Below are 14,274 nucleotides of genomic sequence, written 5' to 3'. Positions count from 1 at the left end.
AACCGCTATGACCACCCGCATCGATTTGAACTGCGACATGGGCGAAAGCTATGGCGCCTGGACCATGGGCAACGACGCGGCGGTGCTGCAATACGTCAGCTCCGCCAACATCGCCTGCGGCTTTCACGGCGGCGATCCAGCCACCATGCGCAAGACCGTGGCGGCCGCGCTCAAGCAGGGCGTGGCGCTTGGCGCCCATCCCAGCCTGCAGGACCTGGCGGGCTTTGGCCGCCGCATCATCCAGATCAGCCCCGACGAAGCCTATGACATCGTGGTCTACCAGATCGGCGCGCTGGCCGGCGTGGCGGCATCGCAGGGCGCGCGGCTGCACCATGTGAAGGCCCATGGCGCGCTCTACAACATGGCGGCCAAGGACGAAGGCCTGGCGCGAGCCATCTGCCAGGCGGTCAAGGACGTGGACGCCTCGCTGATCCTGTACGGCCTGGCGGGCAGCAAGCTGATCGACGCCGCGCGCGCCATCGGCCTGGCGGCCGCCAACGAAGTATTCGCCGACCGCTCCTACCAGGACGACGGCTCGCTGACGCCGCGCGCGCGTGCCGGCGCCATGATCGAAGACGTGGATCAGGCCGTGGCGCAGGTGGTGCGCATGGTGCGGGAAGGTCTGGTGCGCTCGGTCGACGGCAAGGACGTGCCGGTGCAGGCCGACACGCTCTGTATCCATGGCGACCAGCCCAACGCGCTGATTTTCGCCAACGGCATCCGCCAGGCCTTGGAAAAGGCGGGCATCGAAGTGGGTACGCCGCCTCGCGGCTGAGGGGTGGTGGCCGCCCGGCGTCAGAAGCCGGGGCGCCTGCTGATCAAGCGTCCTGCAGGGACGCGCTGCGATAGGTCCGCAGGATTTCGGGCAATACTTCCACCACGTAGGCGCGCGTCAACTCGGCCGCGCGGTCAAAGTCGCGGTTGCCCAGCGCCAGGAGTATCCCGTGCGTGTAGTTCGGGATCTGGTTGGACGCCAGCGACTGACGGGCCAGCAGATAGCGCAGCGGCTCGATCTGCTCGTAGAGCTTGCTGAGCATGCTGGTCAGCGGCGTATTTCCGGTGTAACGGGCGCTTGCCAGATAGAACTCGCGCGATGCCACGATAAAGCCGCGCACGTCGCGGCGGGCCATCGCGGCGACGATCGCCTCGTGATAGCCGCGCAATTCGGCCACCAGCGGCGCCACATCGGGCATTTCGGCAACCTGACGGATGCAGTACGCCTCCAGCTCCGCGCGCAACATGTACAGATGGCGGATCTGGGTTTCGGTATAGAGGGTGACCCGGAAGCCCTTGCGCTGAATATGCGTAACCAGGCCGCTCAGCTCCAGCAGACGCAGGGCTTCCCGGATGGGACTGCGGCTGGTGCCGAAGCGCTGCTCCAGTTCCTGTTCCCGCAACGGCTGCCCTGGCCGGATAGTGCCGTCCACTATCAACTCACGAATCTGTTCCTGTAGGAAATACGGAATCGTGGCGGGCGCTTTGACGTCCAATCGGCTCCCCTTTTACTGCGCAACGCATGGTATGAGACAGTGACAAGATACTAGAAATTTATTGAAACACAAGTAGTAATACTGTTTCATACCGAAAAAACCATCCCGGCGCCCGGCCGTTCAGTCCCAATCGTCGCGATACACGAATTTGGGCATCTGCCAGTTGAATCGCAGCGCCAGCAGGCGCATCGCCAGGCCGGCGGCCAGCGCGATGGGCACGGCGGCGTTGGCGGACAGGCCCAAGGCCTGCACACCCAGGTACAGGGCGCCGGTCACGAGGGACACGCTGGCGTAGAGCTCCTTGCGGAACAGCAGCGGCACCTCGTTGCAGAGTACATCCCGCAGCACCCCGCCGGCGCATCCGGTGATCATCCCGCTGATCAGCACCACCGTGATCGGAAGCTGCATCATTTGCGCCACCTGGCAGCCGATGACGGTAAAAGCCACCAGTCCCAGCGCGTCGGCCAGCAGGAACACGCTGCGCAGCCGCCGCATGACCGGCGCGATCAGGGCGGTCAGGATCGCCGCCCCGCCGGTCATCCACAGGTATTCAGGATGGATCACCCAGGTCAGCGGATAGTGCCCCAGCAGCACGTCGCGCAACGAGCCGCCCCCCAGGGCGGTGACGCAGGCGATGATGCAGACGCCCATCCAGTCCATGTCCCGCCGCCCCGCCGAAAGCGCCGCGGTCATGGCTTCGGCCACGATGGCGACGAGGTACAGCGTGTGCAGCAGAACGGGCGAAATATCGGAGAGCATGGGACGCGCGAAGGTCGAGGAAGGCCCCATTGTATTGAGCCTGGCCGGCGGCCGGCGCCCATTGCCTGCCGGCCCGCCATCCCGTACCCTCGACCCTGGGTTGATATCCATCAAAGCCCGTCTCGTTTCGCGGCGAGACAATGGAAATGTGCCCGACCGGGCGCCAATAGCCAGACGGCACGGACGCGGGAGCCGCCCATCTGGCCACAACCGGGAGATAAGGTATGACACAGCAAACTGGCCCCATCCTGCTGGCCACCGACCTGAGCGCACGCGGCGACCGAGCCTTGGACCGCGCATTGCAGTTGACCAAGGAACTCAATACCAAGCTGATCGTGCTGCATGTCATGGAATCCCATGCCACGCCCGCGCGCCTGACCACGCCGGTCTGGCGGCGCCTGTCGACCGACCACAAGGCCTTGGCCGAACGCGAGCTGGCGGAAGACCTGGCCGCGGCCGATGTGCCCACCGAAGTCGTCGTCGCCAAGGGGGATCCGCTTGCGCGCATCATGGAAACGGCCGACACCTACGGCTGCTCGCTGATCGTCACCGGCATCGCCCGCGACGAAACCCTGGGCCGCCTGCTGCTGGGCACCACCGTGGAAAAGCTGGCCCGCCAGGCGCGCCAGCCGGTGCTGGTCGTGAAGAACCGCCCGCGCAAGCCGTACCGCGACGTCCTGGTCGCCACCGACTTCTCGGCCGGCTCGCGGCAGGCGCTGCGCGCGGCGCTGCAACTCGTGCCCAACGCCGACCTGACCTTGTTCAACGCCTATGAAGTGCCCTTCCAGGGGGTGAACACGCCCGACGACGCCGTCGTCAACAGCTTCTTCAAGACCGCCGAACAGTGCGCGCTGCAGTTCATCGCCGAAACGCCCGAACTGCCCAAGGGAGTGCCGCCAAAGGTCGTGCTGGAAGCCGGCCAGCCGGAAACCGTGCTGTCCGAATACTCGTTCAACCACCGTTCCGACCTGGTCGTGACGGGCACCCATGGCCGCACGGGCATCCTGCGCACGGCGATCGGCAGCGTGGCTGAACGCCTGTTGGAATCCTTGCCCAGCGACGTGCTGATCGTCAGGCTGACTGGCGACGAGTAATCGGGCCAAAGAAAAAAGGCGGCGCTTTGGGCGCCGCCTTTCACACAGGGCGAAACGTGGCGCGGCTACGCTTCGCCCTGTTTTTCCATGGAAGCGATGGTGCCGCGCAGGATCTTCAGCAGCACCAGCCCCGGTATCGCAATCGCGACCGTCAGCAGGAAAAAGCCGGGCCAGCCCAGATGGTTCACCAACGGCGGCGTCAGCGGCCCGGCCAGATAGGTGCGGCCCACGGCCGACAGCGCCGACAGCAAAGCGAATTGCGTGGCCGAGAACCGCTGGCGGCACAGCGCCATCAGCAGGCCGACGAAAGACGCCGTGCCCAGGCCGCCGCACAGGTTCTCGATGCCGACCCCGGTGGCCATCAGCCAGATGTTCTTCGGGCTGACCGCGATCAGCCAGTACGCCAGATTCGACACTGCCTGCAGCAGGCCGAAGGCCATCAGCGAACGGTACAGCCCCCAGCGCGACATGAGCGACCCGCCGGCCAGCGCGCCGATGATGGTGGCCGCCAGCCCCAGCACCTTGTTCACGGTGCCGACTTCGGTCGGCGTGAAGCCCGCGCCGCGGATCAGGAAGGTGGTGGACAGCGCGCCGGCGAAGGCGTCGCCCAGCTTGTACAGCACGATCAGCAGCAGGACCGCCAGTGCGCCGCGGCGGGTGAAGAATTCATGCAGGGGTTCGACGACGGCCTCGCGCAGGCTGCGCGGCGGGCGCGAAACGTGTTCGGGTTCCGGCGCCCATAACGTGGCCAGCGCGCACAGCAGCATCAGCCCCCCCATCAGCACGTAGGTATTGCCCCACCCTATCCACTGGTCCGCAAGAATCAGCGCCAGGCCGCCCGACACGATCATCGCCAGCCGGTACCCCATGACCTTGATGGCCGCGCCCGCGCCCCGTTCGTCCTTGCGCAGCACGTCCGTGCAATAGGCGTCGAAAGCAATGTCCTGCGTGGCGGACAGGAAGGCCACCAACACCGCCAGCAAGGCCAGGGGCATCAGCGCGGCCGACGGCGACATCGCCCCCATCCCCATGATGGCCAGCGCCAGCAGCAGCTGGGTCACCAGCATCCAGCCGCGGCGGCGGCCCAGCAAGGGCGGCACGTAGCGGTCCACCAGCGGGGCCCAGAGGAACTTGATGGTGTAGGCCGTGCCTACCAGGGTGAGGAAACCGATTTCCTGAAGCGGGACGCCTTCGACAGTGGCCCAGGCCTGCAAGGTGCCGCTGGTCAGGGCCAACGGCAGCCCGCTGGCAAAGCCCAAAACCAGCAATGGGGCAACGCGCGGGCTGGTGTAGACGTTGGATACAGCGGTGATGACGGTCTCCTGGGACTTGGCCGGCGGCGCAATCGGCGCCGGCCGCGGGCTTGCGGCATTTTAGGGCCTGTTCGTCCGCGCCGTCAGGAGATGCGTGTCGGAATGTCAGGGGGATGCGAAGCGGTACACGGCCAGCGTGCTGCGCCAGCTTGGGAACAGCCGCACTTCCTTGCCTTCATTGAAGGTGGCGCGCTCGAGGATGCTCACGTCCACCTCTTCGGCAAGCTGCTCGAAGTCGCGCAGCGTACACAGATGGATGTTCGGCGTGTTGTACCACTGGTAGGGCATCTGCCCCGTCACCGGCATGCGGCCGCGCAGGATGGCCCAGCCATGCGGCCAATAACCGAAGTTGGGGAACGACACCACGCCGTAGCGCGCCACGCGCGCCATTTCGCGCAGGATGTGCTCGGTGCGGTGCATCGACTGCAGGGTCTGCGACAACACCACGGTGTCGAACTGCTTGTCGTCGAACAGGGCCAGGCCGTCTTCCAGGTTCTGCTGGATGACCTCTACCCCGCGGCGCACGCAGGCGATCACGCAGGTGTCGTCCAGTTCCACGCCGGCGCCACGGACCTGGCGGTGGTCGCGCAGGTGCGCCAGCAAGGCGCCATCGCCGCAGCCCAGATCCAGGACGCGGCTGCCGGGTTCGATCCAGCCGGCGATGCGCGCCAGATCGGGCCGCAGCGCGCTGTGGGCATAGCGGGGGGTAACGGGAGTCATTCGGGGCGTCCTTCGGTCAAGGCGGCGGCGCCCAGTCCAAGTTCTCGGGCGATGCGTTCGTAGTAGCCGCGAACCACGGCGTGGTAGCGCGCGTCTTCCAGCAGGAAGGCGTCGTGGCCGTGCGGCGCGTCGATTTCGGCGTACGTGACGGGGCTGGCGTTCTTGAGCAACGCGCGCACGATTTCCCGCGAACGTTCGGGCGGGAAGCGCCAGTCGGTCGAAAACGACACCAGCAGGAAGTCGGATTTGGCCGGCGCCAGGGCGCGGGCCAAATCGCCGCCCGTCATGCGAGCCGGATCGAAATAGTCCAGCGCGCGCGTGATCAGCAGATAGGTATTGGCGTCGAAGTAGCGCGTGAATTTCTCGCCCTGGTAGCGCAGGTAGGACTCCACTTCGAACTCGACGTCGTAGCCGTAGTGGTAAGCGCCGTTCTCGGCGGGCGCGCGCTGCGCGCGGCCGAATTTCTCGGCCATGTCGTCATCGGACAGATAGGTGATGTGGCCGATCATGCGCGCCACCGACAGGCCGCGGCGCGGCACGGTGTCTTGCGCGTAATAGTCACCGCCGTGGAAATCCGGATCGGTGATGATGGCGCGGCGGGCCACTTCGTTAAAGCCGATGTTCTGCGCCGACAGGCGCGGCGTGCTGGCAATGACGATGCAGTTGGCCACGCGGTCGGGCAAGGTGATGGACCAGCTCAGGGCCTGCATGCCGCCCAGCGATCCGCCCATCACGGCCGCGAAGCGCTCGACGCCGAAGTGGTCGGCCACGCGCGCCTGGGCGCGCACCCAGTCTTCCACGGTCAAGACCGGAAAGGCGGCGCCCCAGGGCTTGCCGGTTTCGGGATTGATGCTGGCCGGCCCGGTCGAACCAAAGCACGAACCCAGGTTGTTGACGCCGATCACGAAGAAGATATTCGTGTCCACCGGCTTGCCGGGACCCACCATGTTGTCCCACCAGCCCACGTCGCTGGGATTGTCCGCCGCCTGCCCCGCCACGTGGTGCGAGGCGTTCAGCGCATGGCAGATCAAGACGGCGTTGGTGCGCTGGGCATTGAGCGTGCCGTAGGTTTCCACGGCAAGTTCGTAGGCGGCCAGCGACTGGCCGCTGAGCAAAGGCAGCGGCTCATCGAAGCGGATGAACGTGGGAGAAACGAGGCCAACCGAACCGGGATCGGCGGCATCGGAAGTCGTGACGGTTGCGGGTACGAACCCGCTGGCCGAATCACCGGCCAAATGTTGGGCAGGAGTGGTCATACGGACCTCTTTAGCTGGATTTATTGGAAGGCGCCCGCAAGCGGATCAGGCAAATCGGCGCCGAAAATTGGGTACTGCGGCAAGAATTCTAGCACTGCTTTCGCCGCGGGACGGTTCAGGAGCCAGCCTCCCAGGGCTCCTGGCCCAGGTACTCGTAGCGTTCGGTGTTCACTCGCGAGACGCGCCACTCGACGGGCTGGCGGTTGTACGAAAACGCGATGCGGCGGATCTCCAGCAGCGCGCTGCCCTCGGGCACGCCCAGGCAGCGCGCGTGCGGGCGTTCGGCCAGGCATGTCCGCAGGCGCTCGTCCGTTGCGATCACATTCACGCCGAACAGGTCCTGGTACAGGGCGTAAAGCGTGCTGGCGCGTTCGCGCAGATGCGCTTCGACCAGCCCGGGAAATCGCGATTCGGGCAGGCAGACGTCGTCCACCATCACTACGTCGCCGTTGAGCGACAGCACGTTCATGAATTCGTACACGTGGGCGCCGGCCGGCAGGGAGAGCTTTTCGCGCGCCACCGCCGACGCCTTGGCGCGCCGGAAACGCAGCAGCTCGGTGGCGGGGTAGGACTTGCTCCCATCCTGGCCGACGATGCGGAAGAACTTGAAGAAATGGTGATTGCGCGTGTGCACCGCGACGTAAGTGCCGCGCCCCTGATGGCGGACCAGGATGTTTTCGGCCGCCAGCTCGTCGATGGCCTTGCGCAAAGTGCCGATCGACACGCCGAAGCGCTCGGCCAGATGCTTTTCCGGCGGAATCGCCTCGCCCTGCGTCCATTCGCCTTGCGCCAGGGCGGCAAGCACGGCCTGCTTGACCTGTTCGTACAAGGGACTGCCTAGGGGCACAGTCGATGACAGGCTGGTATTCATGGGTGCATCGCAATATTCATGGACCCCCAGTGTAGCGGCGCGGACGGCGCATCCTCAAGTCATACAATTCATATATATGATGTAGTTGACTTTGGAAAAGGACCGTCCTAAGATTTCCTGGCCGTTGTGATCCGCGCCGCGCGCAGCCTCCGCGGCGCCCCTGACCAAGAGAGGAAGACAATGATTCACGCCGTATTGCACGATGCGAAGGACACGGTCGCGGTTGCCGTGGTGGAAGGCCTGACGGCCGGAACGGAACTGAACGCCTGGATCATGGATGAAGACAAGATCATCCATGTGCGCGCCTCCCAGGACATACCCATCGGCCACAAGGTCGCGATGCGGGATATGGCGGAGGGCGACACGGTGTTCAAGTACGGCGTCGACATCGGCCGCGTGGTGGCGCCCATCAAGGCAGGCGAGCACGCCCATGTGCACAACATCAAGACCAAGCGCTGGTAAGCGTCCCCCACCGCACAGGAAACCACCATGTCCATCATCACTGCCCAGACCACGTTCCAAGGCTATCGTCGCGACAACGGCCGCGTCGGCGTGCGCAACCACGTCATCGTCCTGCCCGTGGACGACATCTCCAACGCGGCGGCCGAAGCCGTCGCCAACAACATCAAGGGCACCCTGGCCCTGCCCCACCCTTATGGCCGGCTGCAATTCGGCGAAGACCTGGAACTGCACTTCCGCACGCTGATCGGTACCGGCTGTAACCCCAACGTCGCCGCCGTGGTGGTGATCGGCATCGAAGAAGGCTGGACCAAGCGAGTCGTCGACGGCATCGCCGCCACCGGCAAGCCCGTCATGGGCTTTTCCATCGAACTTCATGGCGACCACGACACCATCATGCGCGCCTCGCGCTGCGCCAAGGAATACGTGCATTACGCCACCGCGCTGACGCGCAGCGAATGCCCCATCTCGGATCTGTGGGTCTCCACCAAGTGCGGCGAATCCGACACCACCTCCGGTTGCGGCGCCAATCCCACCGTGGGCAACGCGTTCGATAAACTCTATGCGCTGGGTTCCACGCTGGTGTTCGGCGAAACCTCGGAACTGACCGGCGGCGAGCACATCGTGGCCGAGCGCTGCGCGAACGACGCGGTGCGCGAGCGGTTCATGTTCATGTTCGACCGCTATCAGGCCATGATCGACCGCTGGAAGACCAGCGATCTGTCGGAGTCTCAGCCCACCAAGGGCAACATCGCCGGCGGACTGACGACCATCGAGGAAAAGGCGCTGGGCAACATCCAGAAGATCGGCAAGAAATGCCGCGTGGACGGCGTGATCGACAAGGCCGAGATTCCCGACGGGCCGGGCCTGTGGTTCATGGACTCGTCCTCGGCCGCGGCCGAAATGGTGACCCTGTGCGCCGCATCGGGCTATGCCGTGCACTTCTTTCCCACGGGACAGGGCAACGTCATCGGCAACCCGATCCTGCCGGTCATCAAGATCTGCGCGAATCCCCGCACCGTCCGCACCATGTCCGAGCACATCGACGTGGACACCAGCGGCCTGCTGCAACGCGACATCGACCTGAACCAGGCCGGCGACAAGCTGCTGGAATGCATGCTGGCCACGGCCAACGGCCGGTGGACCGCGGCCGAGGCCCTGGGCCACCGCGAATTCGTCCTGACGCGGATATTCGAAAGCGCATAGCGCCCCCCGCCGGCGCGTCCAGGAGAACGCGCCGGCAATCCTCGCGGCACCATCGCAGCATCACCGACAAGAACCAGCAGACCCGGGCGCAGACCGCGGCAACAAAGGCGTATGCATTCCTACCCGGGCGCACCCCAAGGAGGAAGACAGATGAGTAGCGAACCGCAACACCCCCTGCAGGACGCGCGGCGCCGCCGCATGCTTGGCGCATTGGGCGCCGCGGGCCTCTGTGCGCTGGCCCCGTGGGAACGGGCGCTGGCGCAGAGTGGCCCCTGGCCCCAGCGGCCCATCAATTACGTCGTGCCCTTCCCGCCCGGCGGCCTGACGGACGTCGCCGCCCGCCAGGTCGCCAAGGCGCTGGGCGACGCCGAACGCTGGAACGTGGTGGTGGAGAACAAGCCGGGCGGCAGCGCCAACATCGGCGCCGCCCATGTCTCGCATGCCGCGCCCGACGGCTACACCTGGCTGGCCATCACCTTGTCGCACGCCGCCAACGCCACGCTCTTCGCGGGCAAGGCGGGCTACGACCTGACCCGCGACCTGACGCCGCTGGCGGGGCTGGCGTCCTCGCCCATCATGGTGGTGGTCAATGCCAAGAGTTCCATCAAGAGCATGGATGACCTTGCGCGCGCGGCCCGGGCCAAGCCGCTGGCGGCCGGCTCCAGCGGCAACGGCACGCCTCCGCACCTGACGCTGGCGCTGTACCAGAAACTCACGGGAACGCCGCTGACCCATGTGCCCTACAAAGGCGGCGCGCCTTCGCTCACCGACCTGATCGGCGGACATCTGGACGTCGTGTTCTCGAACTATCCCGAGTCCCTTGCCCATGTGAAGAACGGATCGCTGCGCGCGCTGGCCATCACCACGCGCGACCGCAGCGCCGACCTGCCCGACGTGCCGACGGTGGCGCAGGTCGGCCTGCCGGACCTGATCGTCGAGAACTTCACCGGCGTGCTCGCACCCGCTGGAACGCCCCCCGAACTGGTCCGGAGCATCGGCGCCGCCATCGTGAAGCAGGTGTCGCAGCCCGCCATGAAGCAGGCGCTGCTGCAACTGGGCTTCGTGCCGCAGGCGCGCGGCCCCGAGGAGTTCGGCGCTTACCTCAAGTCCGAGGTGGACCGCTGGGCCAAGATCATCCGCGACGCCAACATCCAGGTCGCCTGACGCCGCAAGGCCGCCAACACTGCCAACCACGAAAGGAGTCCGGCAGATGCGAGTTCTTATTTCGGAGTTCATGGATGCGCCCGCCGTGGATGCGTTGCGCCAGCGGTTCGACGTGCACTACGCGCCCGACATGGTCGAACAGCGCGGCGCGCTGCTCAAGGCCGCGGGCGATGCCGACGCCCTGATCGTGCGCAACCGCAGCCAGGTGGACGCCGAACTGCTGGCGGCCGCCCCGCGCCTGCGGGCGGTGGGCAGGCTGGGCGTGGGGCTGGACAACATCGACCTGCCGGGCTGCGCGGCGCGCGCCATCCAGGTGGTGCCGGCAACCGGCGCCAACGCCCGCGCGGTGGCCGAATACGTCATCGGCACGATGCTGTCGCTGCTGCGCGGCGCCTACGCGGCCACGCCCGACGTGGCGGCGGGGCGGTGGCCGCGCGCCGCCCTGTCGCAGGGGCTGGAGGCGCATGGCCGGACGCTGGGCGTGGTGGGCTTTGGCGGCATCGGCCGGCTGGCGGCCCACCTGGCGCGCGGGCTGGGCATGCGCGTCGTGGGCAGCGACGCGGCGCTGCCGCCGGACCATCCGGCCTGGCAGGAAACCGGCGCCGAGCCGCTAGCACTCGACGAACTGCTGGCGCAGGCCGACGCGGTGACGCTGCATGTCCCGCTTACACCGGATACCCGTCATCTGCTGGATGCCGCCCGCATCGCCCGCATGCGCCAAGGCGCCATCCTGATCAACACCTCGCGCGGCGGCATCGTGGACGAAGCCGCGCTCGCCGCCGCGCTGCGGTCCGGCCGCCTGCGCGGCGCGGCGCTGGACGTATTCGAACAGGAACCGCTGCCCGCCGGCGGCCCCCTGGCGGACGCTCCCAACCTGATCCTCACGCCCCATATCGCCGGCCTGACGCAAGAAGCCAACACCCGGGTTTCCGACATGGTGGCCGCCGGGGTGACAATAGCGCTTACCGGCGGCGCCCGCTGACTCGCGGCGCGCGCCCCTCGACAGGAAGGATATGGCTCACATCTATCTGGACGAACTTCAACACCTGGCGGCGGCCGGCCTGGCCGCCGCGGGCGCCAACGCGGCCATGGCCGACAGCACCGCGCGCGCTCTGGTCTTCGCGGAAAGCCAGGGGCTCAGCTCCCATGGCCTGTCGCGCGTGCCCTTCTACGCCGGGCACCTGCGCACGGGCCGCGCCATCGGCTCGGCCGTGCCCCGCATCGTGCACGAGCGCGGCGGCGCGGCGCTGATCGACGCGGGCTCGGGCCTGGCATTCCCGGCCTGCGCCCTGGCTGTGGAGCAGGCCGCGATCCGGGCCCGCGAACACGGGGTGGCATTCGTCGGCGTCGCCAACAGCCACCATTTCGGCGAAGCCGCCTATCACCTGGAAGCCCTGGCCGACGCGGGGCTGGTGGCGCTGGCGCTGAGCAATTCTCCGGCGGCCATGCCCGCCTGGGGCGGCAAGCGCCCGCTGTTCGGCACCAACCCCATCGCCGCCATCTTTCCCCGCCGGGGCGGCGCGCGCCTGGTGATCGACCTTTCGCTGTCGCAGGTGGCCCGCGGCAAGCTGATGATCGCCGCGCGCGACAACCAGCCCATCCCCCTGGGCTGGGCGCTGGACGCGGACGGCCAGCCCACCACCGATCCCAAGGCCGGGCTGGCAGGCAGCATGCTGCCCGCCGGCGGCGTCAAGGGCGCCATGCTGGCACTCATCGTCGAACTGCTGGCCTGCGCGCTGACCGGCGCGCACTTCGGCTTTGAAACGGAGTCATTCTTCGTGGACGAGGGCGGCCCGGCGCGCCTGGGGCAGGCCTTCATGGCCATCGATCCGGGCGCGCTGGCCGGCAACAACGCCTACCTGGACCGTGTCGAAACCCTGGTGGACGCCATGCTCGAAGACGAGGGCGTGCGCCTGCCCGGCGACCGCCGCCGCAAACTGCGCGACGAAGCCATCAAGCACGGCGTGGACCTGCCCGACACGCTGATGGCGCAGCTGCGCGCCATGGCCGGCGCAAGCTGAGCCAGCCCCCTGCTCCTATTGCCCGTGGGAAAACCACAGCATCAGGGGCGCCAGCAGCAGGAACACCACGGTGGACGCCAGCACGGCGCCCGCCGCGGTGTCTCCCAGCGTAGGCGCGTACCGCTTGGTGTACATATAGCTGACCACGGCGCAGGGCATCGCCATCTGCAAGGCCAGCGCGCCCCCCAGCAACGGTTCCAGGTCCAGCGCCCACACCACGGCCAGTCCGGCGGCCAGGCCCACGGCCAGGCGGATCGCCCCGACCTTGGCGCCATCGCGCATGCCATTGGACGGAATCAGCGCCAGGGCATGGCCCAGGCTCAGCAGCATCAGCGGCACCGTGACCGCGCCCAGCATGCGCGCCGTTTCGATGATCCAGTCCGGCACCGGAATGTGCAGCACGCGCATCGCCACCGCCACCACGGAAGCCAGCAGGATCGGACTTTTCCAGCTTCCCTTGGTGTTCACGCCCGGCAGCAGCCGCACGGCGATGGTGTGCATGACGAAGGAACTCACCGCAAAGAACGCCACCGCCACCGACAGGCCGGCATCGCCAAAGGCAAGCTGGGAGATCGGCAGCCCCAGGTTGCCGGCGTTCGGCAGGAAGGCGGTGGGAAGCAGGCTGCGCACCGGCAGCTTCCAGGCCTTGAGCAGCAGCGCGCAAACCACGGCGCACAGCAGCAGGGCGAGCAGGGTCGCCACGGCAACGTCGGCCAGCGCGCGGTCATCCAGGTGGGTCGTGACAAAGGTGTGGAACACCAGGGCAGGCGTGGTCACCGACGTCACCAGCGTCGTGATGAACGAGCCGCCGAACGGAAGACCGCGCTTGCCCCAGAACAGGCCGATTCCCACGCAGGAAAGCAGGGGCAGCATCAGCACAATGGCTGAAAAGTAAAACTGCGCGATGGCCAACATGCGGCTTATTCCATCAAAGATAAAAGGATTGATGCATCAAGGCATCGTTGCTTGCCCCGCTGGCTATGCAAACCGCAGCATGAGGCCATCGTTCATAGAAGGGCGACCAGCCCCCGCCGCCATGTCCGTCAACCCGCCCGCCGACCCGCCCGTCAACCCATTGCGCCCCCAGCCCGCCCGATCGCTCCTTGCCGCATGCGGCGGCGCGCCGCCGCCGGGCAAGCCGCTGTCCGACCGCCAGACGGCCTGCCTGCACTGGTCCGCCGCGGGCAAGACCAGTTGGGAAACCTCCCGAATCCTGGGGGTAAGCGAAAGCACGGTGAACTTTCACTTGCGCAACGCCTGCGCAAAGCTCGGCGTGCGAGGTCGCCGCGCCGCGGTGGTCGCGGCCCTTCGGCTGGGGCTCCTGGACACCCTCAAGGCTTGACCACCACCGACCGCAGGAATTCGCGCGCGCGCTCGGCCGGCAGGCTTTCCTGGGTGCCGGCGGCCACCGCCTCGATCAGCATGGTGTCGGTCACCCAGACCTTGGCCTGCAGCCATCCGGGCTTGCCGGCCACCTTGCCATGCACCTCGATTGCCTCGCCATAAGGGGGCCATTCCATCGGCGGCGTCGACTGCATATTGACGTACAGCGAACGCATCAACGCCACGCCCAGCGCCCGCTTGGCCGCCGGGTTCCCCGCGATCTCCGGGGGCAGCGGGGCCGACCCCACGGCAAAAACCCCTTCACCGACGGTGGCACTGGCCAACGTGAACTGCAGGGTATGGGTATCCAGCTTCAGGTCGCGGGTATCGGTCGAAACCCTGGCGGGAAACGCCGCGCGCACGTGGCCGTCGGCCACATCCATTTCGCGCCAGTTGTAACTGGGCGAGCACGCTGCCAGCAGCACGGCCAACCCTGCCAAGACGCCGGCTTTCTTCAACATGAAACGAAACAGCGATGAAATCATCATTACCCGAGGACCCGGACGGTCTATTCAATTCGAGGAAGCCAGAAATTGTC

16 protein-coding genes and 1 riboswitch are annotated in these 14,274 nt (G+C 66.9%); of the genes, 8 read left to right on the top strand and 8 right to left on the bottom strand.

The features are described from left to right. The first annotated feature begins 7 nt into the window (after positions 1-7). Complete coding sequence (locus ASE30_RS05750) at positions 8-775, top strand: LamB/YcsF family protein (protein ID WP_057283341.1); 768 nt, start codon at positions 8-10, stop codon at positions 773-775. 43 nt (positions 776-818) lie between these two features. Here ASE30_RS05750 and ASE30_RS05745 read toward each other — a convergent pair whose 3' ends face one another. Both ASE30_RS05745 and ASE30_RS05740 read right to left on the bottom strand, forming a co-directional pair. Then, positions 819-1,490, bottom strand: a complete 672-nt coding sequence (locus ASE30_RS05745; RefSeq protein ID WP_057283340.1) for a GntR family transcriptional regulator — start codon at positions 1,488-1,490, stop codon at positions 819-821. Between the two features lie 120 nt (positions 1,491-1,610). Then, positions 1,611-2,249, bottom strand: a complete 639-nt coding sequence (locus ASE30_RS05740; RefSeq protein WP_057283431.1) for a trimeric intracellular cation channel family protein — start codon at positions 2,247-2,249, stop codon at positions 1,611-1,613. Between the two features lie 224 nt (positions 2,250-2,473). Here ASE30_RS05740 and ASE30_RS05735 point away from each other — a divergent pair, with 224 nt between their 5' ends. Then, complete coding sequence (locus ASE30_RS05735; RefSeq protein ID WP_057283339.1) at positions 2,474-3,343, top strand: universal stress protein; 870 nt, start codon at positions 2,474-2,476, stop codon at positions 3,341-3,343. 65 nt (positions 3,344-3,408) lie between these two features. Here ASE30_RS05735 and ASE30_RS05730 read toward each other — a convergent pair whose 3' ends face one another. The 4 genes from ASE30_RS05730 to ASE30_RS05715 form a co-directional block, all read right to left on the bottom strand. After that, positions 3,409-4,656, bottom strand: coding sequence for a muropeptide transporter (locus tag ASE30_RS05730; RefSeq protein ID WP_057283338.1), 1,248 nt, complete (start codon positions 4,654-4,656; stop codon positions 3,409-3,411). Between the two features lie 105 nt (positions 4,657-4,761). Beyond that, positions 4,762-5,376: a methionine biosynthesis protein MetW gene (metW, locus tag ASE30_RS05725; protein ID WP_057283337.1), complete on the bottom strand. Its 615-nt coding sequence runs from the start codon at positions 5,374-5,376 to the stop codon at positions 4,762-4,764. Next, positions 5,373-6,632: a homoserine O-acetyltransferase gene (locus ASE30_RS05720; RefSeq protein WP_057283336.1), complete on the bottom strand. Its 1,260-nt coding sequence runs from the start codon at positions 6,630-6,632 to the stop codon at positions 5,373-5,375. The genes metW and ASE30_RS05720 overlap by 4 nt, the downstream gene beginning before the upstream one ends. Then, positions 6,622-6,703, bottom strand: a riboswitch (SAM riboswitch). It overlaps the preceding gene by 11 nt. Before the next feature lie 44 nt (positions 6,704-6,747). Further along, positions 6,748-7,503, bottom strand: a complete 756-nt coding sequence (locus tag ASE30_RS05715) for a GntR family transcriptional regulator (RefSeq protein WP_057283335.1) — start codon at positions 7,501-7,503, stop codon at positions 6,748-6,750. A gap of 180 nt (positions 7,504-7,683) precedes the next feature. Here ASE30_RS05715 and ASE30_RS05710 point away from each other — a divergent pair, with 180 nt between their 5' ends. The 5 genes from ASE30_RS05710 (at position 7,684) to ASE30_RS05690 (ending at position 12,353) form a co-directional block, all read left to right on the top strand. Next, positions 7,684-7,965, top strand: coding sequence for a UxaA family hydrolase (locus tag ASE30_RS05710; RefSeq protein WP_057283334.1), 282 nt, complete (start codon positions 7,684-7,686; stop codon positions 7,963-7,965). Between the two features lie 27 nt (positions 7,966-7,992). Further along, complete coding sequence (locus ASE30_RS05705) at positions 7,993-9,168, top strand: UxaA family hydrolase (RefSeq protein ID WP_057283333.1); 1,176 nt, start codon at positions 7,993-7,995, stop codon at positions 9,166-9,168. A gap of 150 nt (positions 9,169-9,318) precedes the next feature. Then, positions 9,319-10,332, top strand: coding sequence for a tripartite tricarboxylate transporter substrate binding protein (locus tag ASE30_RS05700; RefSeq protein ID WP_057283332.1), 1,014 nt, complete (start codon positions 9,319-9,321; stop codon positions 10,330-10,332). Positions 10,333-10,378: 46 nt separating this feature from the next. Next, positions 10,379-11,314, top strand: a complete 936-nt coding sequence (locus tag ASE30_RS05695; RefSeq protein WP_057283331.1) for a hydroxyacid dehydrogenase — start codon at positions 10,379-10,381, stop codon at positions 11,312-11,314. Between the two features lie 31 nt (positions 11,315-11,345). Then, complete coding sequence (locus ASE30_RS05690; protein ID WP_057283330.1) at positions 11,346-12,353, top strand: Ldh family oxidoreductase; 1,008 nt, start codon at positions 11,346-11,348, stop codon at positions 12,351-12,353. A gap of 15 nt (positions 12,354-12,368) precedes the next feature. Here the strand turns inward: ASE30_RS05690 and ASE30_RS05685 are convergent, their stop codons facing one another. Beyond that, complete coding sequence (locus ASE30_RS05685) at positions 12,369-13,268, bottom strand: AEC family transporter (protein ID WP_057283329.1); 900 nt, start codon at positions 13,266-13,268, stop codon at positions 12,369-12,371. A gap of 226 nt (positions 13,269-13,494) precedes the next feature. Between ASE30_RS05685 and ASE30_RS05680 the strand changes: the two genes are divergently transcribed. Beyond that, positions 13,495-13,695, top strand: a complete 201-nt coding sequence (locus ASE30_RS05680) for a helix-turn-helix domain-containing protein (protein WP_057283430.1) — start codon at positions 13,495-13,497, stop codon at positions 13,693-13,695. On the opposite strand, the gene ASE30_RS05675 is transcribed toward ASE30_RS05680, so the two are convergent. Then, entirely contained in the window at positions 13,685-14,224 is a 540-nt protein-coding gene (locus ASE30_RS05675; protein ID WP_057283328.1) for a hypothetical protein, read from the bottom strand. The two genes, ASE30_RS05680 and ASE30_RS05675, sit on opposite strands and share 11 nt — an antisense overlap. Positions 14,225-14,274: the final 50 nt, after the last annotated feature.

It is taken from the genome of Achromobacter sp. Root83, from assembly GCF_001428845.1.
Lineage (GTDB): Bacteria > Pseudomonadota > Gammaproteobacteria > Burkholderiales > Burkholderiaceae_B > Achromobacter.
This window is presented reverse-complemented; position numbering and strand designations above follow the sequence as displayed.